Annotated in this window: 20 protein-coding genes; 7 read left to right on the forward strand and 13 right to left on the reverse strand. The window is 42.5% G+C overall.

Translation table 11 applies throughout. The features are described from left to right. Window positions 1-17: 17 nt before the first annotated feature. The 7 genes from QFZ78_RS13725 to QFZ78_RS13755 all read right to left on the reverse strand — a co-directional run bounded on the left by QFZ78_RS13725 (window position 18) and on the right by QFZ78_RS13755 (window position 9351). Entirely contained in the window at window positions 18-1571 is a 1554-nt protein-coding gene (locus QFZ78_RS13725) for a L,D-transpeptidase family protein (protein WP_307548256.1), read from the reverse strand. Window positions 1572-1701: 130 nt separating this feature from the next. Beyond that, window positions 1702-3324 (reverse strand): NHL domain-containing protein, encoded by a 1623-nt coding sequence (locus tag QFZ78_RS13730; protein ID WP_307548257.1) that lies wholly within the window; start codon window positions 3322-3324, stop codon window positions 1702-1704. Window positions 3325-3343: 19 nt separating this feature from the next. Further along, a complete protein-coding gene (locus QFZ78_RS13735) occupies window positions 3344-5191 on the reverse strand; it encodes a FecR family protein (protein WP_307548259.1) in 1848 nt (615 codons plus the stop codon). 27 nt (window positions 5192-5218) lie between these two features. After that, window positions 5219-7066, reverse strand: a complete 1848-nt coding sequence (locus QFZ78_RS13740; protein ID WP_307548262.1) for an adenylate/guanylate cyclase domain-containing protein — start codon at window positions 7064-7066, stop codon at window positions 5219-5221. Between the two features lie 170 nt (window positions 7067-7236). Continuing rightward, window positions 7237-7470, reverse strand: coding sequence for a ferredoxin (locus QFZ78_RS13745; protein ID WP_047686106.1), 234 nt, complete (start codon window positions 7468-7470; stop codon window positions 7237-7239). Between the two features lie 74 nt (window positions 7471-7544). Beyond that, on the reverse strand, window positions 7545-8045 hold the full coding sequence (gene mobB / locus QFZ78_RS13750) for a molybdopterin-guanine dinucleotide biosynthesis protein B (RefSeq protein ID WP_307548264.1): 501 nt from the start codon (window positions 8043-8045) through the stop codon (window positions 7545-7547). A gap of 4 nt (window positions 8046-8049) precedes the next feature. Beyond that, window positions 8050-9351, reverse strand: a complete 1302-nt coding sequence (locus tag QFZ78_RS13755; RefSeq protein ID WP_307548265.1) for a DNA polymerase IV — start codon at window positions 9349-9351, stop codon at window positions 8050-8052. A 214-nt stretch (window positions 9352-9565) separates the two neighbouring features. Here QFZ78_RS13755 and cimA point away from each other — a divergent pair, with 214 nt between their 5' ends. Further along, the gene (cimA, locus tag QFZ78_RS13760; RefSeq protein ID WP_307548266.1) at window positions 9566-11185 is read left to right on the forward strand and encodes a citramalate synthase; all 1620 of its coding nucleotides are present in this window, start codon (window positions 9566-9568) and stop codon (window positions 11183-11185) included. A gap of 76 nt (window positions 11186-11261) precedes the next feature. On the opposite strand, the gene QFZ78_RS13765 is transcribed toward cimA, so the two are convergent. Further along, entirely contained in the window at window positions 11262-11795 is a 534-nt protein-coding gene (locus tag QFZ78_RS13765; RefSeq protein ID WP_307548267.1) for a TlpA family protein disulfide reductase, read from the reverse strand. A 136-nt stretch (window positions 11796-11931) separates the two neighbouring features. On the opposite strand from QFZ78_RS13765, the gene QFZ78_RS13770 reads away from it, so the two are divergent. Both QFZ78_RS13770 and QFZ78_RS13775 read left to right on the forward strand, forming a co-directional pair. Continuing rightward, on the forward strand, window positions 11932-13236 hold the full coding sequence (locus QFZ78_RS13770; protein ID WP_307548269.1) for an MFS transporter: 1305 nt from the start codon (window positions 11932-11934) through the stop codon (window positions 13234-13236). 51 nt (window positions 13237-13287) lie between these two features. Continuing rightward, window positions 13288-13716, forward strand: a complete 429-nt coding sequence (locus QFZ78_RS13775) for a M67 family metallopeptidase (RefSeq protein ID WP_307555663.1) — start codon at window positions 13288-13290, stop codon at window positions 13714-13716. Here QFZ78_RS13775 and QFZ78_RS13780 read toward each other — a convergent pair. Genes QFZ78_RS13780 through QFZ78_RS13790 form a run of 3 tightly spaced genes read right to left on the reverse strand, consistent with a single transcriptional unit; the run spans window position 13710 to window position 16994 of the window. Further along, window positions 13710-14444, reverse strand: a complete 735-nt coding sequence (locus QFZ78_RS13780) for an exonuclease domain-containing protein (protein WP_307548271.1) — start codon at window positions 14442-14444, stop codon at window positions 13710-13712. The two genes, QFZ78_RS13775 and QFZ78_RS13780, sit on opposite strands and share 7 nt — an antisense overlap. Window positions 14445-14481: 37 nt before the next feature. Then, a complete protein-coding gene (locus QFZ78_RS13785) occupies window positions 14482-15570 on the reverse strand; it encodes a DUF294 nucleotidyltransferase-like domain-containing protein (RefSeq protein WP_307548273.1) in 1089 nt (362 codons plus the stop codon). A gap of 38 nt (window positions 15571-15608) precedes the next feature. After that, complete coding sequence (locus QFZ78_RS13790) at window positions 15609-16994, reverse strand: ammonium transporter (RefSeq protein ID WP_307548275.1); 1386 nt, start codon at window positions 16992-16994, stop codon at window positions 15609-15611. Window positions 16995-17299: 305 nt separating this feature from the next. Here QFZ78_RS13790 and QFZ78_RS13795 point away from each other — a divergent pair, with 305 nt between their 5' ends. Continuing rightward, window positions 17300-17740 carry a MerR family transcriptional regulator gene (locus QFZ78_RS13795; protein WP_307548277.1) on the forward strand — a complete coding sequence of 147 codons (441 nt, stop codon included), beginning with the start codon at window positions 17300-17302 and terminating at the stop codon, window positions 17738-17740. A 21-nt stretch (window positions 17741-17761) separates the two neighbouring features. Further along, complete coding sequence (locus tag QFZ78_RS13800; protein WP_307548278.1) at window positions 17762-18454, forward strand: zinc metallopeptidase; 693 nt, start codon at window positions 17762-17764, stop codon at window positions 18452-18454. A 57-nt stretch (window positions 18455-18511) separates the two neighbouring features. Here QFZ78_RS13800 and gltC read toward each other — a convergent pair whose 3' ends face one another. Next, a complete protein-coding gene (gene gltC / locus QFZ78_RS13805) occupies window positions 18512-19396 on the reverse strand; it encodes a glutamate biosynthesis transcriptional regulator GltC (RefSeq protein ID WP_307548280.1) in 885 nt (294 codons plus the stop codon). A gap of 161 nt (window positions 19397-19557) precedes the next feature. Between gltC and tpx the strand changes: the two genes are divergently transcribed. Beyond that, a complete protein-coding gene (tpx, locus tag QFZ78_RS13810) occupies window positions 19558-20076 on the forward strand; it encodes a thiol peroxidase (RefSeq protein ID WP_307548282.1) in 519 nt (172 codons plus the stop codon). Window positions 20077-20238: 162 nt separating this feature from the next. On the opposite strand, the gene QFZ78_RS13815 is transcribed toward tpx, so the two are convergent. Then, window positions 20239-20628: a DUF1499 domain-containing protein gene (locus QFZ78_RS13815; RefSeq protein ID WP_307548284.1), complete on the reverse strand. Its 390-nt coding sequence runs from the start codon at window positions 20626-20628 to the stop codon at window positions 20239-20241. 198 nt (window positions 20629-20826) lie between these two features. Between QFZ78_RS13815 and QFZ78_RS13820 the strand changes: the two genes are divergently transcribed. Beyond that, complete coding sequence (locus QFZ78_RS13820) at window positions 20827-21321, forward strand: GNAT family N-acetyltransferase (protein ID WP_307548286.1); 495 nt, start codon at window positions 20827-20829, stop codon at window positions 21319-21321. The last annotated feature ends 112 nt before the right edge of the window (window positions 21322-21433 follow it).

A 21433-nucleotide genomic window follows, 5' to 3' on the forward strand; every position in this document is an offset into this window, starting at 1 on the left:
GTTATGTTTCCACTGAGTTAATCAAGCCATTTATATTTCTTACTGGGATTGCTGTCATTGGTCTGGAATGGAAGGCCAAAGGATTGATCCGGCTTCCCTCCCCCAGCACCGAGACCCGGGCTATCGCCGCCATTACCATTTCCGCCATCCGAATTTGAAGAAGGAGGTAATACCCCTTTACCAATCGTCACCTTCGTTTCATGGGTCACCATGTTATAGAGCTCTTCAACGTCCGCTTGCTGCATGCGAACACAGCCATGTGATTCATCTTTCCCGATGCTGGAAGGCTTATTCGTACCATGAATCGCATAAAGTGTATCCGATAAAGTCATCCCTCGACTGCCAAATTCCCCATTCGATTTGCCATTCGGATTGCGCACCTTTTCACTAATGAAGAACTCTCCCTGCGGCGTTTTCTCGCCTCCTAAGCCAACTGGATAGCTCCGGATGATGAAATCACCACTAACGAGAGCCAAACGATGCTTATCGGTATCAATAACAATCCTAAGCGGTTCCAGCAGTGGGTCTGCGGAAGCTTTCGGTTGCGAATTAGATGGCGCGGCCTGCTCTTTGAGCTCTTGTTTCGGCTGCTCTGTTTTATCCGCCGTTTGTACCGGATCCTGCGCATTCCCCGCTTTCCCGCTTTCGTTAATCTTACTTATAGCTTGAGGGAACGCCTCCTGCATCTCAGGAGTGAGTCCTGGCAAGAGATTATTGGGGTAAGGTTTCGTGAGCTGTTCAGGTTTCTCAGGCAGTGTCCCTGTCTTTTTTTGGTAGGCCTGGATTGCGCTTTGTAAGACAATAGCTTGCTCACGCTCATGCATCCAATTAGCTATGACGGGAACAAGCGCGGAGCCATCTGCGACCTCACAGGAACAAATCTGAGACTGGTAATACGTTAATGCTGCCGAACCCCCGCCTCCCCCGTTACCCTCAACGCTGATCAAAGGCTTCACTGACCTGTTCCACTCGTTCCATTTACCATCTGCACTCCGGGGAGCTTCCATGATGACAGATTCCCCAGCTCCTGATCCTGAAGATGACAGAACTTGCTGCAGCTTCTTACCCCAATCCCCATTAGAGAAATAGAGCTTTAATCCAGAAGGTCCTTCCTGTTTAGGAGTTACAGGTACATTCACTGCCGCTTGAGCTGCAGCAACAGTCTCATTCGGAATGTCCCCCATATCCTTCTTCGCTAAATCCATTGCGGCGGGAACAGCTAGCAGGATTAGAATAACCATGAAAGGCATCCATTTCCCTTTACCGCTGGACTTACTTTTAACAGACGTCTCAGTAGTGCCTTTATGTAAGACTGAAGAAGGTCTAGTAGGTAAAGGACCTTCTATCGTTATTTTCTGGCGTTCGAAAGCTTCATAGATCTCCCCAGACTGCGCGAAACAATACGCCGCTTTGCCTTCCTTTCCTTGCGCTGCGTATTCTCTGCCTAATAAGTACCAAGCCATTTTATGATCAGGATGTTCTTTCACATATTTTTTGAGATAAAGAGGATCTTCGATCGGATTATGTTGGAAAAATCGTTCCAACTGATCAATGCGATTCTTGTCCTTCAATCTAGAAAACCTCCTATCGACTACTTTGTAACTCTCTTTCATTTATCGGCAAAAATTGCCTAGAGATGAAGTCATGAAAAAAAAGAGCCTGGACAAGGGTTTCCCCTGCCAAGCTCGTCTTGCGGATTGCTTATTTCACATATGATTTCGTGCGTAAAATGGCTGTTTGGTGAGCGGCATCCCACTGGACATCCAAGCCGATTTGCTCTGCGAAGAAACGTACCGGCACATACGTACGATCTTGCTTCACATAAGGAGAAACATCCGTCACTTGGTTGCTGTCTGTTTGACCTATTTGTTTTCGTACAACGCTTGTTTCACCAATCGTCAGCTCAACCGTAACATCACCTTTAATAAGCTGAACGACAGATTTCCCAGCTTGCCGGGCATATTTGACTTCATAGCCAAATGTTTCACTTATGGCACGAACTGGAACCATTGTACGTCCACCCTGAATCTCAGGCTCTGCATCGAATGAAATCACTTTATCACCATTCACTACTTTTACTCCGTTATTGTTTGCTAGATTTCCCGGCAACTGATAAGGAGCTATTCTACGAATTTTGTTATTAGAGGAGTCTGCTACCACAATATTACCTTGAGCAGTTACTAGAACGTCGCTAGGATTGTAAAACTCAGCTGCTTGTTCCACGCCGTCCGCTTCACCTGTTTGGACTGTTCCTGCAATCGTTGAAACCTCTCCATTCAGCAAATAACGAATCACATGATTCAGACTATCTGAGATTAAAACTCCGCCTTCGGAAGTTACTGCAAGCCCTTTAGGGAAGTCAAACTTCGCCTTAAGCGCGTCTCCATCTGCAAAGTCTCCACCTGCATATAACTCATTTTTATCATAGATTGTCTGATTGCTTAAAACGGGTGTCGATCCAGCCACCGTAGTCACAGTCCCTGCTTGGAGGTCGATATAACGTATACGTTGGTTGCCTGTGTCACTTACATACAAATTGCCTTTGCTATCTAAAACCAATCCAGCGGGTTCATTGAACTTCGCTGTGGCTAAGCTGCCATCTTGGAATTCACCCGCGAAGGAAGCTTCCCCTGGACGGATTTGAATAGCTCGAGTCGCAGCCGCATTCAAAGTAGTAACACTGCCGTCAACTGCTATTTTACGGATAACATGATTGAGTGAATCCGCGACATACACAGTTCCATCTGCAGCTACCGCAACATCACTTGGGTGATTAAAGTTTGCCTCAGCACCTTTTCCATCTTTACTGCCAGGAACGCCATTTCCAGCCAACGTGGAAACTTGTCCATTCGTATCCACTTTCCGAATTGCATTATTAGCTGAATCAGCTACATACACATTCCCTTTAGCATCTACAGCTAACCCTGTGGGCGCATTGAAAAAGGCTTCTGACGATTTCCCATCAACAAGACCTCCTGTTGGAAAGCCTTGATTATTCTTCGTCACGACAACTTCTGGACCTGCGAAAGTCGTTACTTTTCCGTCTGAAATTTTACGAATGAGATGATTCCTTGTATCAGCTACAAGAATACTGCCATCTGATAGTTGAACAACGCTGCCCGGAGCACGGAATGCTGCGCTTAGCGCATCCCCGCTCTTATCTTCAAAATCGCCGATTCCCGCGAAGGTCGACACGTCTGATAGGATCTGTCCACTGCTGGATAATAGAGCATCCGTCGACAATCCTGCCGCCCATACGGATGAACCTCCCAAAAAGGTTACGGCCATTAGGGATGAAACGAGTATATGTTTTAAGGGTTTCATTGGTTTCTCCTTATTCTATTTATAAATTGTTAGGACCACTATTGGGAGGTAAAGTGACAGTTGTCTCAGGTTTCACAGGAATTTCTATTTTTTGAACGTCTAAACCATTTTTATGAACAATAACGATTTTTTCGACTTTAATAGTATATGTCACTGGGGCTGGAACTACTGTTGTCTCTAACAAATGGACATTAAACGGAATTGTAACTAACCTTTTAGTCCCATTTATCGCTTCAACATTATCAGAACCCGAGCCAAAATTTGTCACTGCATACACAAGCTCTTTCTGTGAGACGTTAGAATATTCTTTAATATGATCTGCACTATTGCTTTGGCTAAAAATATCAGAATTACTCACCCAAGGGTGATCCTCATCAACGTTAAGAGTAATATTGGAACCGTAGGATAAGTGCACTTCTACTCCATAGATTGTGTTGCTGCCGACAAAGTTACTTAGATTTACATCTAAATTGAATAATCCGAAGTTGCTAACAGAGCCTGGTGTAAGACTAATACTTGGTGTTAATACTGGTGTCCCTGGATCTGTATCCCCTGAATTCCCCGAATTACCACCTGATCCCGGTACTGAAGTATTTGTCCCATTCTTCTTATCATCAAAATCCTTCTTCTCTTTATCTGTGTAGCTTTCTTTCAATTTCGCTTCAGCATCTGCTTTAGCCTTATCCTCCGCAACTTTCGCCGCTTCGAGAATCTTTTTCTTTTGTTCTTCCAAAACTTTAAGCGCAGCAGCCAGCTGTTTTTTGAGTTCTTCTTGCTTCTTCGCTTCTTCAAGTTGCTTTTTGAGCTTCTCTGCTTCAAGCCTTTGAAGTATCTCTTTCTTTATCTTTTCTTTTTCCGCATCAACACCCGCAGTTTTATCTAATTCTTTTACTTTGTCTAAATCTAATTTCTTCTCTTGTTTATCGATTTTTGCATTTGCTTGTTCAATGATTTTATTCAAAGACTCTTTATCAACCTTATTTTCTGTGAGAGCCTTCTTGGCAATATTACCAATTAAGTTATCTAAGTTTTGTTTCACTTTATCTAATTCAGCTTGGTCCTTCACAGTTAAAGAAGTATCATCCACGAATTTACCATCTTCGATTTCTTTCTTTTTCTTAGCAATAAAAGCATCATTCTCTTTATCTATTTCAGCCTTGTTCAAGATAATCTCTCTAATGATTTCCGGTGAAGCATCCTTAATAAATTCATTTAAATCAAGGAAATCTACTTTAAGCGACAGATCATCCGTCTCATCTCTAGAATCCAAAGAAATTTGTTGCGTTGGATATAAGTATGTAATTGAAGACTTTTGAGTGGAGTCAGTTCCATTCTTTACAGTCGATGCAGAAACTTTGCCTGCTCCAACCGCCATCTTAATTGCGCCTGTTTTCGGATCAACAGTAACAAAGAACTGCGTTCCACGAACACCCATTACGGCCGTTGGTGTCTCAATTTCAAATTCATCATCTGATCCAGCTAATGATTTCACCTTGACCCACATGGAACCGGCCCATACTTTAAGCTTGGATTTCTTATTTCCATCTGAGGTATTAAGGTCTGACACGTTAATCTCAGCATTTTCGCCTAAAGTTACATCTGCATCCCCATTGCTCAAATTAAGGGTGACAGATGAGCTAGCTCCTGTGTAAACCGTGTCGCCTTGATTTAAACTCATACTTTCATAGGCATCGTACGATTTGGAACCTCCGCCTTTCTTGATCGTTACATCACCGGATAATGCTGCAATGACAGCTACTCGAACGGTTTTTGCGTCTACAGGTTTTACAAGCAGCGCTGAGACCAAACTAAACACTAAACAAAAACTTAAAAATAATGACACAAATGATTTCTTAGTTTTTCCCACACCAAATTCCTCCCCAGCATTCATTTATTAGAGATTCCCGATAACTTCATAAACAGCCACGGGCTTTTCTTTTCCTTTTACCTTAATTTCACCGATGGATTCTATCTCAAAAAGGTCTTTGACCCTCGCGTAGGTCTGTTCACTGATTAGAATTTGACCTGGTTTCGCGTTCGCTTCTAATCTAGCTGACAAGTTGACCGTATCTCCTATAGCCGTATAATCGAGCCTTAGGTCTTCAGAACCAATGTTTCCAACAACCGCAGGTCCGCTGTTAATACCCAGACCGAACTTCACTCCGATGCCAAACTTTTCAATCAATCTTTGCTCAAGAACAGTAGCCTGCGACTTCATCTCAATCGCTGCTCGCACAGCCATCTCCGGGTGATTATCATATTCAATCGGAGCGCCGAACATCGCCATGACACCATCACCAATAAATTTGTCAAGCGTCCCATTAAATTTGAAAATAGCTTTCGTACATACATCCAAATACTCATTCAACACTTGAATAACTTGCTCTGGCTCTAGTCGTTCCGACATGGGGGTAAACCCGCGAATATCAACGAAAATAAGCGAGATATCTTTACGACTGCCGCCAAGCTTAACATCTTCACCTGACTGTAACAGCTCGTCTACAACTGTTTTGGAAACGAACCTTCCGAAGATACCAGTTACACGGTTGCGCTCCTTCCGCTCATCCAGGTAATGACTCACCAACGACCAAATATAGATCGTAACTAAAGCAAATTGCGGGTATACAAGAGGTGCGAAGGTTGATCCCGCAATGTAGAAGGTTAACCATACGCCACCATAGATCACGAACATTCCCAGAAAAATAATTAGAGCAGTTTTGCCTTTATATCTATGAAATAAGAAAATGGCAAGCAAAGAAATAAGCAAGATAATACCTACGCCAAAGGGCTTACTTGTATCTTTATAAAACTTGCTTTCTAATAAAGTTTGAATCATATTCGCATGTATTTCGATTCCAAACATCTTAACAGAGCTGATCGGTGTTGGGTATTCATCCTGCATGGCCGTGACGAAAGGCCCTACCAGAACTATACTGCCTTGCAATGGTAAAGGATTTTTACTATTAATTACATCAATGAAAGATAGTGATTCATAGCCTGTTGTTGCATCTACTTTCTGCCTTGGTAGTGTGAAAAATTCAGTCGTAACTTGATTTCTTTCGTTTGTTGGCATTACTTTATTGCCGCGCTTCCATTGTCCAGTTGCTTCATCTCGCTTCACTTTGTCCTTATCATCCAAAACTAGATTGGCGAGCGCAACGCTGAACGCAGGTATGTATGCTCCATTCTCATCCGGCAGCCCAACTGGCAGCTTCCGAGCCTTACCATCCTTATCGACAAACACATTAATATGTGCCATTTGCTGTCTACTGGTTGTTAGTGTTGGAGTGGGGTAGTCTATTTTCTCAGGCACAAGATCGCCTGCTTGCTTTTGCTTGGAGGGATAGTTAATTTGGACGGGCACGATAACATTTTGATACTTGGCCAAAACATCAGCCAATGCTTTATCGTCAGCGGGGTTTTTCGAAGGTTCAGCTAACACGACGTCGATACCAATTGCTGCTGCGCCTGACTGCTCTAGCTTCTCTATCAATTGCGCATAGGTAGATCGATCCCACGGAAATTTACCGATTGCTTTAAGTGATTTCTCATCAATCTTAACAATTTTGATGCGATCCTCTGGCTGACGTTCATCCACAGATTTAGCTTTCCGCAAAACATCTTGGAGGGGACCCTCAACAAAATAAAACAAGCCGCTAGAGTTAACGGTGTAGAAATATGTCGAAAATAACATCAACACAAGTCCTACCGCTAAAGTTTGAATCCATTTCTTCTTACCCATAAGATCCTCCCCATGTTTACTAGATTCATTGTAAGATGGCAAGTAGAAAATGGCAATAAATAGTTACAAGTAAATACAATTTGCATCAAAAAAAGAGCTCAATTCCTTTGCAGGAACTGAGCTCTTTCGACATTCTGCGAATCACTTCACAAAATTATGTTTTATACTGATTAGCTAAAAGGTGTATCCGCAACTTTAATGGAATCCGTTGGGCAGCCATCTTGTGCATCCTGTAGATCATCAAACAAATCTTCTGGGATTTCAGTTACCCCTTTATTGCCATCTCCATCAAAAATCACTTCAGCCAAACCTTCATCATCGTAATCATAGATGTCTGGAGCTGTAGCTCCGCAAGCGCCACAAGCGATGCAAGTATCTTTATCAACAAATGTATACTTTGCCATGATTTCTAACTCCTCCTCAAATTATCCTCAATGTAAAATATAATATAAATACGGACAAAGTTCAAACCTTAAAATTATTTGCTTCCAAAATATCGTTCAATAAAGTCAGCTATACCAGGAGTATTGTTCAAATCGAAGGAAGGAAAAGCAGCTAATTGAAAGTTGAAATCGTCCATATCTGTTGCAATAGCAATGGGCTCAGGCTCAAGTGCTTGAATTATTTCACTTTGCTCTATTGTACGAAAAACGGCAATCTTTGGATGCTTTTCCTTCTTGAAGCCTTCGATAAAAACATAGTCTAGATGTGCATACGCACTTAACTGTTCTTCTAGACTTGGATTTCGCTTCTTCTCGAACACATGAATCCCATCTGGAGATAGAGTTACAACCGCTTCTGCACCCGACTCTACAAAAGTCGTGGAGTCCGTCCCTGCAGCTTCTTTATAATGTCCATGCGCATCATGTTTCATTACGGCTATCCGATAGCCGCGCTGATTCATTTCTAAGATAAGCTTGGCCACTAACGTTGTTTTTCCGCTATCCGAATAGCCGGCAAAGCCAATACAATGTGCCATTTCGTCACTTCTCCTCTTCTTTGTGAAGGGGATTGTTCCTCAAATGGTCCATTTGCAGGGATGTCCCTCTCGCTTTATGATTTCTAATCAACGTTGCAGGATTGTCGCCCATCATCCCCGCGGTTAGAATCGCATTTTCCCCAAATTTATCACGAAGTCCGTCCATAATGCGATTCAAATTTTCTCGTTTAGGCTGCTTTTCATAATCGAATAGATCCAACTGAACGAACGTTTCTTCCTTCATCGTTAGATTTTGCAGCGTAATCCCAAGCAGCCGAACAGGGTTGCCTTCCTCCCATTGATGATCATACAACTGACACGATGTTCGATAAATATCGTCCATATGCTCCGTTGGCGTAGGCAAGGTGACGGATCGTGTAATCGTCCTCATCTCCGGATCACGAATCGTAATTTGGATCGTGGATGCCATTAGCTCCTGCTTGCGAAGTCTTCTTGCTACTTGATCTGCCAGATTTAAGAAAACTCGGTGAATTTCTTTGGTATCAGTAAAATCCTGCGGCAGCGTCGTAGTATGCCCAATTGACTTGCTCTGTTCTTGTTCAGGGTTTACAAGAGAATGATCAATCCCATTAGCCGAACGCTTCAGATGTGCACCTAAGATCCCAAAGTGCTTACTAAGCAGCACCTCATCCCCTACTGCTAGCTGACCTAACGTATGAATGCCAAGTCTAGTCAGCTTATCCGCCGTCTTTTTGCCAATCCCATATAAATAGTTACACGGTTTGTCCCACAATACAGAGGGAACATCGCGCAGACGCAGCACAGATATCCCGTTCGGCTTCTTCATATCGGAGCCCATCTTGGCAAGCAGCTTATTGGGGGCAACACCTATCGAACAAGGCAGCTTCAGTTCCTTCATAATCTTTTGCTGAATGTTATTCGCGATCTCAAGTGGGGTTCCAAATTGTTTGGACCCTGTAATATCAACGAAACACTCATCGATTGACATGGATTCCACCATAGGTGAATAACTATAAGCAATCTGCATAAACCGTCTTGAGAAGCTGCGATACAGCTCGAAATCAGGTCTGATCAGTATCAAATCCGGACACAACTTCATCGCCTGCCTAACTTGCATGCCTGTCTTGATCCCTACAGCACGCGCAGCATAGGATGAAGTAACAATAATTCCTTTACGAAGCTCAACACTACCAGCAACAGCCAGAGCCTTTCCTTTATATAAGTCAGGCTCAACAGCCTCATGAACAGAGCAGTAGAAGGCATTCATATCTATATGCAAAATGACTCTACCTTGCTTGGGATAATGATGCTGAGTTGTCACCATTTATATTCCCTCCCATTGATAAACGACCTACTCTTAGAGCCATTTTCAGCATACAAAAAATTATTCTTTCAAGCAAACGTATTTTTGCGTTATGATGTCTTTACCCATACTCTTATGGTATAATCGTAAATTATACATTAGCGCTTTAAAGCAAGCACAAGCACCTACACATCAAGCACCGAAGTCACTTTGCTAGCTTTTGAAGGAGGAACCTATGCCAACATCAGTCAAAATCTTCGACACCACACTACGAGACGGAACGCAAGGAGAAGGCATCAGCTTATCCGTCGAGGATAAAATTAAAATTGCCCGCAAGCTCGATGAGCTTGGGGTTCATTATATTGAAGGCGGATGGCCAGGCAGCAACAGCAAAGATATTGAATTCTTTGAACGTGCTCGTGACATGAAGTTCACGAATGCGAAGATTACTGCATTCGGAAGCACACGTCGTAAGGATTCCATCGCTGCGGATGACATTAATCTAAACAGACTCGTGGAGTCAGGCGCTCAAGTAGCAACCATCTTTGGTAAGTCCTGGGACTTCCATGTCACAACAGCTATTCAAACTACACTTGAAGAAAACCTTGCCATGATTTATGACTCCGTTCTTTATTTAAAAAGCTGCGGACTTGAAGTCATCTATGATGCAGAACATTTCTTCGACGGTTACAAGAATAATCCCGAGTACGCCTTGCAAACAATCAAAAAAGCACAGGACGCTGGAGCTGATTGGATAGTCCTTTGTGACACCAACGGCGGCTCTTTACCTGGTGAAATTACCTCTATTGTCATTACCGTTAAACAGAATGTCACCACTCCCGTTGGCATTCATGCTCATAATGATTGTGAATTAGGTGTGGCAAATAGCCTTGCTGCTGTACAAGCAGGAGCAAGACAAGTTCAAGGAACCATCAATGGCTATGGAGAACGCTGCGGTAATGCTAATCTTAGCTCCATTATCCCTAACCTTCAGTTGAAGCTTGGCTATTCGGTTATTTCCGAGGAGCAACTGAAATCATTAACGCCTGTTTCGAGATACATTAGCGAAATCGCCAACATGCATATGCCTGTTAATCAGCCTTATGTTGGGAATGCAGCATTTGCGCACAAAGGCGGTATTCACGTTTCAGCCATTCTCAAAGATGCTAGTACGTATGAGCATACGAAGCCTGAACTCGTCGGCAATAAACAACGTGTACTTGTTTCAGAGCTTGCAGGGCAAAGCAATGTGCTTGTGAAAGCCCAAGAACTGAATCTAGACTTTAATAAAGAACATCAGAAAACCAAAGAAGTCATTGAGAAAATTAAAGATCTCGAGCATCAAGGCTATCAATTCGAAGGAGCCGATGCCACACTTGAGCTTTTGCTGCGTGAAGCATTCGAAGGCCTGGAAGAGATTTTCACATTAGAATCGTTCAAAATGCTTGTTGAGAAATCCGCTAATCAATCGGTCGTTTCCGAAGCCATCGTTAAAGTGAAGGTTCATGGGGAAACGATCTATACCGCGGCTGAAGGCAACGGTCCTGTAAATGCTCTTGACAATGCCTTACGTAAAGCGCTGATCCAATATTACCCCGATATTAAGAACGTCCATCTCTCCGACTATAAGGTACGTGTCCTTGATGTCAAAGGTGCTACTGCCGGTAAGGTTCGGGTTCTAATGGAATCAACTGACTTCAACACAACGTGGAACACGCTTGGTGTTTCCAGTAACATCATTGAAGCCAGCTGGTATGCACTTGTAGATAGTTTACGCTATGCACTAATCGGAAGAAAACGCGTAGAGCCGGTAAATAAAGACCAACAAGAGCGCCTAGGTTTAGTAAATCATTAATGATTTATCTCTAAAAGAACATACAAGAAAAGCTGCAAAGAGTAAGCCAACAATCGGCGCTCTCTTGCAGCTTTTTTTATTCTTTAATGAGACCTGCAATTTTCTTGTCCAAATCTTTAGGAGAAAGTACATGAACGACCTCGCGAATGACCCCATTTTTATCGATTAAAAAACTGGTTGGTATCGCAACCACTCGATAGGCATCCGCATTCGTTCCTTGCTTATCTAATAACACCGGGAATGGAAATTTGTAGGTTTCCACAAACTTCGTAATGTTCTCCATTTTATCGCCGGGTGTCACATTGACCGCATAGAGATCAAACTGCCCTTGATATTTGTTATACACATTTACCAAATCCGGCACCTCTTCCTCACATGGACCGCACCACGAAGCCCAGAAATTAACGAACAAAGGCTTCTCACGCGGTCCGCCAATCGTGTAGTCTTTCCCATCAAGCCCTTTCAACGTAAACGAGGGGGCCAAGAAATTCACTTTTGGCGCTTGCTCAGTAGGCATAAGCGTCTCTTTATTCTGACGCTGAGCGTTTTGATAAATGGCAAATCCTGCTAATATAACCACCAGGGCTATCACAAACATATTCTTTTTCAAAGCATATCCACCTCCACTCTGTCTATATTATCTCCAATTCCGCGTAAATTCCAACATCAATGAAAATCCAAAGTATGCTTTCAACTATTTTGGGAAAAGTAAACATACATTATGTTCTGAAAGGACTCACATTATCATGCATACAAAAGAAGCCAATGGCAAAAAAAATTCGGAAAACATATTTGAAGACAAGTCTGAAAACAAAACTAAAAACAATACTAAAAACAAATCTAAAAACAAAAAAGGCCACATTTGGGAATACATCGCAATAGCAACGATTCCCTTAGTTCTTGTGCTAGGTAATTCGATGCTAGTCCCCATTCTACCTGATATGCAGGAAAGGATGGGCATCTCGCGCTTCCAGAGCTCTCTCGTCATCACCTTGTTCTCCATTACAGCCGGTCTTATCATTCCTGTATCGGGTTATTTATCAGACCGCTTTACACGCAAAGCTGTTATCGTCCCTTCACTTATTGTTTACGGCTCTGCTGGCGTTCTAGCAGGCCTTGGAGCTGTTTGGAACTCCTATCCTATCCTGATAACAGCACGAGCTATACAAGGCTTAGGAGCAGCTGGGACAGCCCCTATCGCGATGGCGCTTGTAGGAGATTTGTATAAAGGCGGGACCGCGAGTAAAGCGCTTGGGCTCATAGAGGCTTCTAATGGAGCTGGTAAAGTCGTAAGCCCGATATTAGGTTCTTTATTAGCTTTGATCGTTTGGTTTGCACCATTTTTTGCTTTCCCTATCTTCTGTGTGTTGGCACTGCTCGCAGTTATCTTTATGATTAAGGAACCTCCTAAAGAAAAGGAAGCGGAACCTCTTAAGGCTTACTTGAAGCAAATTCGAGGCATTTTTCGGGAAAAAGGCCGCTGGCTCATCCCTGCGTTTTTCGCTGGCTCCATTTCGTTATTCATTCTGTTCGGTGTCCTTTTCTACTTGTCTCAAATATTGGAAGAAGAACCATATAGCATCGAAGGCGTTCGCAAGGGACTTATTCTCGCGATTCCTTTGCTTGGTATGGTCATTACCTCCTATACCACCGGTGCCAAAATCAAAGAGAACGTCAAATTGATGCGCTGGTTAATGAACATCGGGCTCATCATGATGACCGTTTCGCTAGCATTAGCTATCTTCCTAAATACCAATCTCTACATATTCATCGGTTTACTTACACTAAGTGGAATAGGCACTGGTCTGCTGTTGCCTTGCTTAAATACACTGATTACCGGATCTGTAGAGCGTGAACAGCGCGGAATGATAACCTCGTTATACAATAGTCTCCGTTTCATTGGTGTAGCTTGCGGTCCACCACTTTTCGGATGGCTCATGAACATTTCGGACCAAGCCATATTCATCACCGTGTCTTCCTTGGCACTTCTTATGCTTGCACTCGTGTTCTTCTTTATTAAACCTAAAGGGGAAATGACTAAAAAAGCATGATATACTAACCTCATTCTAACATGCACATTGATTAGGAGGGGCGGATTGAGGGTGATTGTCCATATAAATGAAGAACTATACGAAGATCTTATCATCCACAGCTTGCAACGCCTTCCTGAAGAAGCATGCGGCTTCATTCTCGGTGGACAATCCCATGAGAAGAATGCGGAACTGCAAGCTCGCACCTTCATTCCTTTACGGAATAGCGCAAGTAACCCACTGAATCATTTCCAAATAGATCCTGCAGACATGCTTCCTTATCTAATGGACAGGAATAATCCTATAATTGGCCTTTTCCATTCGCATCCGACGGCACCTCCGCTCCCCTCGGAACAGGATCTACAAACACTCTGGCATTCGATTCCTACCTATTGGATCTTATCCTTCCAGCAACCGCAACACCCTGAACTACAGCTTTACCAAATAAAAAAAGCCCCCCAGACCTCTTATCACAAACTTGCGTTTGTCATCGGTCAGTGATGGCTTAATAAGGCGTACAAATCACCTAAGGTATCTACATTCCTTGATTTTATTTCTTCCATGAATCTAGACCACAGCTGCGCAGTCATAAGGGAATCCTCAAGCGCATGGTGACGATTCGTTACCGGAATATCATAAGCATGAAGCAGAGAGTCTAAACTCAAATTTTTCCTCTTTGGCATTAGCCATTTGGCGATCATCATGATATCGAGAACACGATGTGATAAGCTCACTTTGGACGTGCGCCATAGGGCCGAATTCAAGAAGTTTTTATCGTGCCCTGTTGCATGAGCAACCAATATTCTTTGCCCAACAAACTCCAAGAAGTCACTTAACACTCCTATTAATTCAGGTGCTTCAGCAGCCATTTCGTTCGTAATGCCGGTAAGCTCAACAATCTCATCTGGAATCTTACGCTTTGGATTTACCATACTATAGAAGGTATGATTACTTTGCACTTCACCGCCAATGACAGAGACGCCACCGAACGAAATAATTTCATCACCGTTATATGGAGAGAAGCCCGTCGTTTCCAGATCAAAAACAACGATTTCCATCGAGTGAAGCGGTATCTCAAAAAGGGAATCTTTCCTTTGTTCCTTTAACATGGAGCGAATAAAAGCCATCTGCTGAGCACTTTGCACATCAAACATAGACGTAAGAGCTGGTGTAAGACCACCCATTTTGTACAAATGCCACATTCGCCCAGCTGTACGCATGTCTTTCATCTCGAATCACCACTCCCTATCCCTGACATAAACTCCGTTATTTCAAATCTTTTCCCGTCTCTATATGTGAACTAATGGATTTTCTAACATATTTTTGTAATCCCATCCCAGTACGCAGGCAATGTTTTAATTCTTGCTTTATCTCCTTGGTCAACTGATTAGCGTTTAGTTTACCTCTTGTCGTATACATCTCATCGTCGAGTTGATAAGGTGTCAAATCTCTAAGCTTAAGCGCAACTCCAAAAGCAGCCTGCCATTCAACTGCTAATTGCATAGGAATGAAGGAAGCTTCCTGCAGCAATCTAATTCTCTCCAACGTAGATGAGTGCATGATCCCTGCTTCAATAGCAAGGAGTCGAATCCCATTTACGATAGGAATATAGGCACCATATTTAATATCAAACCCACCTGCATCCTCCCCATATCTTTCTGTAATCAGATGCCCGAATATACCCATTGTTATTCGATGATGGAGTGTATTGGATAACAAATACTTCAAGACACTAGGATGTTCCTTAACATAAGCAAGAAACTCGCTTTTGAGCCGATCTACCAAAGCTTTAGAACCGAAGATACAGCGCATGTCAGCCAGTATGAGTAAATATCGAGCATTTTCCCAATTCGGCTCCATAAACCATGCTGTCATCATCTCAATATACATGGATAATGGCTTTCGCCATTGCTTGTTACTCGAGATCACATTGCCTTCACAAGGCGGATAGCCTAAAATATCAAGCCCACGAAGGATACAATCTACAAGTTTGATAAAATAGTCATCTAATTGTTCCTCTGTGTGATCTTCACTTTCTTCATATATAAGTCCGTTATCTTGATCGCTCCACAGCGTTTGTTCACGTCTTCCTCCACTACCCAGCAAAATAAATGCATATGGAACAGGCGGTTTCCCATACCCTTCATCCTCCAACATATGTTCTGCAAGTTCTATCGTTCTGTGAATGAAAGCATCGTGTATTTGATTTACTTTTTGCCCAATTTCAGTTGAATGAGAGAAAAGGAGATGCTCCCGAAACATCTCATGCACCTGATCTCTGGTTATTCGCATCTCATCGAACTGTTCCGATTGATAGATGCGTTCCAGGATCTGTTCCATTGAGAGATGATTCATGTTGCATCCCCTTTGCCTAGTAGAAAGTGTATGTTGTATTAACCGGACATGCCGTTTTGAGCTGCTTTTTTCATTTGTTCTGGATATCCGTAAGAACCATGTTCAGACAAATCCAGACCGATAATTTCTTCTTCTTCTGTAACACGAAGACCAATTGTAGCTTTAAGTATACCTAGGATAATGAAAGAAAGAACAAGTACGAATGCGAATGCTCCAGCTAAGCCCAATGCCTGAATGCCCAATTGGTGTAAACCACCGCCGTAGAATAATCCTGCACCACCAACACCAACCTTCGCTGAAAGCTCAGGTGTAGCGAACAAACCAGTGGAAAGAGTACCCCAAATACCTGCGATACCATGAACGGAGAAAGCGTAGATCGGATCGTCGATTCCAGCTCTTTCAAACCATTGTGCTGTGAAGAATGTAACAATACCAGCTACCGCACCAATGACGATGGCAGCCCATGTATCAACGAATGCACAAGCTGCTGTAATCGCAACAAGCGCTGCAAGAACACCGTTTAACATACTAGGAATATCTGCTTTTCCGAAGTACATCCAAGAAATGATTAGAGCCGCAACTCCACCTGCCGCAGCAGCCATGTTCGTTGTAAGAGCAATATAACCAAAGAACCCATCACCCATTGCACTTAGTGTACTACCTGGGTTAAACCCGAACCAACCGATCCAAAGAATGATAACACCGAGGACGGATAACACTTGGTTGTGACCAGGAATCAAGTTTGGCGTTTTATCTTTATTATATTTGCCAATACGAGGTTTTAACAAGATGGTAGCTACAAGCGCTGCTGTTGCACCTTGTAAGTGAACAACCGTGGAACCCGCGAAATCTTGCATGCCAAGTTTACTCAACCAGCCGCCGCCCCATACCCAGTGAGCAACAATTGGATAAATGATGACAGTGAATAAAATTCCGAAGATAAAGTAAACAGGAAGCTTTGCTCTTTCTGCAAATCCACCCCATGCAATCGCTAAGGATACGCCAGCAAAAGCAAGTTGGAACAAGAATTTAATACCAATAGGTACATCAGAGTACGAAAGGGAAGCGAATGCCGCTGTAGCTTGATCTTCTAAGCCAGTAACGAAGAAGCCCGTTGTTCCGAAGAACGCATTTCCGTCACCGAAGGCGAAACCGAAACCTACAGCCCAGAAAGCAATGGCGCATAAACCGAAAGTTAAAATTGTTTTACCGGCTACGTGACCGGCATTTTTCATTCTAGTAGACCCCGCTTCTAATAAAGCAAAACCAGCTTGCATGAAGATGACCAAAATAGCTGCCAACATAATCCAAACCGCATTAATTGCACTTTGAAGTTGGGGTACTGTTGCATCGTCCGCAGCAAATGCGAGAGTAGGGAATAATAATGCCATAACGCCGAAAGCTAACAACAATTTCTTAACCATACGACCACTTCCTTTTAATGTTATATTAAGTAACATGTAATGAAACTCTTAATGTCATTATATACAGGTTAAATGGGTTTGACAATAGGATTCTCTTTAAAAAATTGAAAAAAGCGAAAAATAACCTCACATCGAAGAGGCATAATTCGTGTTTTCGTTCATAGATCGAGCCAAATATTACGATTCCTACCCTTAATTCAATGTCAGCTTTGATAAGTAATACGTTTGACTGTACGGTTTGTAATCAGGTATCATTAATATATAGTAGAATTCATACATAACATTGGAGTAGAGGTGAACTTTTTATGGGGAATGAGAAGCTTTATAAAATCGGGGAACTAGCCAAACTTGCCGATGTCAGTTCTCGAACCATTGATTACTACACCAAGCTGAGCTTGATCGAACCCGAGAAAAGATCAGATACGAATTACCGCCTTTATAGTGCTGAAACTTTAAATCGACTTAAACGTATTGAATCTATGAAGAACGAGAAATATACCTTAGAGGAAATCAAAGCGAATTTACAACAATGGAGTAAAGTGTCGCCAGATGATACAGTGAGAGATAAGCTGACATCTATCCAGATTCATCTAGAGCAGTTAATGAAAGAAGCTAAAGAGCTGGGACCCATCATCCAACAGTTGAAACCAAATCAAATGAAGAAGCTTTCCCGTATTCTTACTCAGCCAACCGCGGCCTGTATTGAAGCGCTAATTGTTCTTCTAGGTAAAAATCCGTTCTCATAACGAAATACGGAGGAATGTCAAATGTTCTTTTTTCATCCCATGGATTTTCTAATAATAATTGCATTCGGACTTTCGTTGTGGGCCTCGTTTCGTGTTCGGGGAACATTCAACAAATGGTCCAAAGTTCCAATTTACTCAGGAATGACGGGGGCTCAGGCGGCAAGGCGCATGCTTGATGCTAATGGACTATATGATGTCCCTGTTGAAGCTGTACCCGGCACCCTATCCGATCACTATGATCCGCTAGCCAGAGTAGTACGTTTATCTGAACCCGTCTACTACCAAAGCTCTATATCTGCTGTTGCTGTGGCCTGTCACGAGGTAGGTCATGCCATTCAACACCAAGTTCACTATCCAATGCTTGTAGCAAGGCACCGCATGTTCCCGGTTGTTAATATCGCTTCCGGTGTAGCTCCCTTGCTCATACTAGCCGGTTTCTTCTTCCAACAGATCCCATACCTACTCGGTCTTGGTATTATCTTTTTCGCAGCAGCCGTTGCTTTTCAATTAGTTACATTACCAGTAGAATTTAACGCCAGCTCAAGAGCCCGAGATTTAATGATCGCTGAAGGCTTCATCTCTAATGAAGAAGAACGCGGGGTGGCCAAAGTATTGAATGCAGCCGCTCTTACGTATGTTGCAGCAGCTTTAATCTCCGTTCTTGAACTTCTGAAATATATCATGATATTTAATGGTCGTAATAGTGACGACTAAACAACATAAAAGCTCATCTTGTAAGGTGTCATTCACACCCACAGGATGAGCTTTTTTTCATTGAAAATATTCACATAGAAACCGTCTGAAAACTTCAGCTACCAAAGGTAGCTTTTCACCTTTTCGGCGAATTAAACCGACAGTTCTAGTGACCACAGGATCGGTCACGCGAATTTTGACCGGTTGCATTTGACCGCTTTCCATTAAAGCCATGGACGGAAGCAAGCTCACCCCCATACCCGCGGCTACTAATCCACGAATGGTATCTGTTTCTTCACCTTCGAACTCAATCTTCGGAACGAAGCCCGCTTTCAAGCACGCCTCCATCACAATCGTACGCAGCGTATATTCTTCACTAAACATAACGAATGGCTCATTCTTTAACTGCTCCAGTCGTATGGATGTGTAATCAGCAAGGATATGGTTGGAGGGAATAATCGCATACAGCTCTTCAGTTAGCAAGATTTCACCCGTAACATGTTCATGGGATTCTGGAAATGGCGAAATGAAAGCCAGATCTATCTCTCCCTTAGAAACATCTCGGATTAAGGATGTATAGGTCCCTTGACGAAGCCGAAATTTAACGTTAGGATGATCTTTTTTAAAGGCTGCAACGACAGCAGGGAGCAAATTGATGACAAGGCTATGTGGAAACCCAATGCGAATTTCCCCGGCTTCCGGGTCAAGAAATTCATGTATTTCGCCAACAGCGCGTTCCAAGTCCGTTAGTATCCCCTCGACCCTGCTTAAGAATAAATGACCTACTGACGTAAGATGAAGATTACGACCTTTTTGCACAAACAAATTAATGCCCAGCTCTTCCTCTAAAAGATGAATCTGCCGGCTAACGGCTGACTGTGCCACATGCATTTCTTCTGCTGCTTGGGTTACATGCTGCTTTCTTGCTACTTTTACAAAGTACTGCAATTGTCTTAATTCCACTTGGATAAATCCCCCGACTTTTCTTACATGATTACGAGCTTATGCGATCTTTAAACATTTAAATTATAGCCTTACTATAACGATTGGACAACCTAAGTTGAAAAAGCTTATAATAAATAAGTTGTTATTTAGCATGGAAAATAAAGGAGGAAACAATTCAAATGGCACAAGAACGTACTGGTGTTGCTACCATTAAAGGCAATCCGATTACTTTAGTAGGACCTGAAATTAAAGTGGGTGATAAAGCACCTAACTTCACGGTTAACAAAGATTTGATGACTCAAGTTTCCCTCGCAGATTATGCAGGTAAAGTAAAGCTGATCAGCGTTGTTCCATCTTTGGATACAGGCGTTTGTGACGCACAAACACGCCGCTTCAATGAAGAAGCAGCAGGTCTGGGCGACAATGTTGCTGTTCTGACCATCAGTGTTGATCTTCCTTTTGCACAATCCCGTTGGTGTGGTGCGGCAGGTATTGATAAAGTAATCACTTTGTCCGATTACAAAACAAAATCCTTCGGCGAAGCTTATGGCGTATTGATCAAAGAGCTTCAACTTGATATGCGTTCCATTTTTGTCATCGATGCGAATGATACCGTTCAATACGTTGAGTACCTGAGCGAAATGACGGCTCACCCTAATTATGAAACAGCCGTAGAAGCTGTCAAAAAATTAGTTTAATACGCACAAAATAAAACAGCAAGGAGGCCTAGCTTCCCTGCTGTTTTTGTTTCCACATAAGTAAGGCTAGTTTTCGTTTTCCGAAAACCACTTTCTTATTAGCGATACAACTTTCATCTAACCGCGGTCGCTCATCATTGAATGGCCTCGATAAGAGTTTTCTCATCCATCAATCTTATATGAAGCAAGTTTTCTGTCTAATTGTTTATAAATATCTATAATAGTACGGTAATTGGAACCCAGATCCCCCATTGAGCCTCGGGATGCTGAATAAATGTCTACCGCTGTTTTCACGGGATTAATCCCAAATAGCGTTAACGTAACATCCTGTGTTCGTCCAGTCACTGTTTTACGTTCCGCAAGAATTTCACCTACATTTTGAACTTCGTGGAGAAGTTTATATCCCGGCGTTTTTTTCAGAACGGCTGTGACTTCTTCCCATACTTGTTCTTTCGGAAGCTTGTAATATCTTGTTTTAAGCAAAGGATCTTTGGCTTTATCTCCGGTCGTTTCATGACTGCGAATTAATCCGATTAAAGTTCTCTTAAGCAAAAGCCTTTTCCCCCTTCAATGAAGTGCATATAGACCACTTGCCATTTCTACACTGCTCTCTATCTTACCATTGTTTAGGCTTAAGAAAAAGAGGGGAAATAAAAATCGGAAGGATTGCTCCCAGATTTAACATTAATATTCCATATTTTATTATCCAACTTAGGACTGGCGTTATAAACAAGGAGGTATTCAACGATCATGCTGATTCGCCCAGCTGAAAGCGATACAGATATTAGGAAGGCTTATGAGATCGAAACTGCTGTTTTCTCAAAGGAGGCGGCTGCCTCATTAGAAGCTTTTCAGATGAGAAAGCATGTGTATGGATCCTATTTTCTTGTAGCAGAAAATGAGCTTGACCATCAAATTATCGGCGTAACCAATAGCGTTAAGATACATAATAAAGAACTGGCTGATGACAGTATCAAGAAAGAGACACAGCACGCTGAGGAAGGACAATACCTCTGTGTATTAACTATAGCCGTACATCCGTCCTACCAACGACGCGGGGTTGCCACTGAACTTCTGCAACGTATCATCGAAGTAGCCAGAAAAGATGATTTAAAAGGCATTGTTTTGATGTGTGAAGAGCATTTAATTTCATTCTACGAAAGAAATGGATTTCTTTATGTAGCTCCATCAAATTCTCAGCATGCTAGCATCCAGTGGCATGAAATGAATTTACTATGGAAATAAATATCGCCATAAGCAGGATTTCTGTTATAACGTGCGAATATAATAACAATAATCTTTGTATATTTATTAAACAAACAAAGAATATAGAGGAAACTACTAAAATACAACAACT

This window comes from Paenibacillus sp. V4I5, assembly GCF_030817255.1.
Classification (GTDB): domain Bacteria; phylum Bacillota; class Bacilli; order Paenibacillales; family NBRC-103111; genus Paenibacillus_E.

Bases quoted from the DNA above. Each gene is read 5' to 3' on its own strand.
- QFZ78_RS13730 (WP_307548257.1), bottom strand. From the start codon at position 3,324: ATGAAACCCTTAAAACATATACTCGTTTCATCCCTAATGGCCGTAACC.
- QFZ78_RS13740 (WP_307548262.1), bottom strand. From the start codon at position 7,066: ATGGGTAAGAAGAAATGGATTCAAACTTTAGCGGTAGGACTTGTGTTG.
- QFZ78_RS13745 (WP_047686106.1), bottom strand. From the start codon at position 7,470: ATGGCAAAGTATACATTTGTTGATAAAGATACTTGCATCGCTTGTGGC.
- mobB (WP_307548264.1), bottom strand. From the start codon at position 8,045: ATGGCACATTGTATTGGCTTTGCCGGCTATTCGGATAGCGGAAAAACA.
- QFZ78_RS13755 (WP_307548265.1), bottom strand. From the start codon at position 9,351: ATGGTGACAACTCAGCATCATTATCCCAAGCAAGGTAGAGTCATTTTG.
- cimA (WP_307548266.1), top strand. From the start codon at position 9,566: ATGCCAACATCAGTCAAAATCTTCGACACCACACTACGAGACGGAACG.
- QFZ78_RS13770 (WP_307548269.1), top strand. From the start codon at position 11,932: ATGCATACAAAAGAAGCCAATGGCAAAAAAAATTCGGAAAACATATTT.
- QFZ78_RS13780 (WP_307548271.1), bottom strand. From the start codon at position 14,444: ATGAAAGACATGCGTACAGCTGGGCGAATGTGGCATTTGTACAAAATG.
- QFZ78_RS13785 (WP_307548273.1), bottom strand. From the start codon at position 15,570: ATGAATCATCTCTCAATGGAACAGATCCTGGAACGCATCTATCAATCG.
- QFZ78_RS13790 (WP_307548275.1), bottom strand. From the start codon at position 16,994: ATGGTTAAGAAATTGTTGTTAGCTTTCGGCGTTATGGCATTATTATTC.
- QFZ78_RS13795 (WP_307548277.1), top strand. From the start codon at position 17,300: ATGGGGAATGAGAAGCTTTATAAAATCGGGGAACTAGCCAAACTTGCC.
- QFZ78_RS13800 (WP_307548278.1), top strand. From the start codon at position 17,762: ATGTTCTTTTTTCATCCCATGGATTTTCTAATAATAATTGCATTCGGA.
- tpx (WP_307548282.1), top strand. From the start codon at position 19,558: ATGGCACAAGAACGTACTGGTGTTGCTACCATTAAAGGCAATCCGATT.
- QFZ78_RS13820 (WP_307548286.1), top strand. From the start codon at position 20,827: ATGCTGATTCGCCCAGCTGAAAGCGATACAGATATTAGGAAGGCTTAT.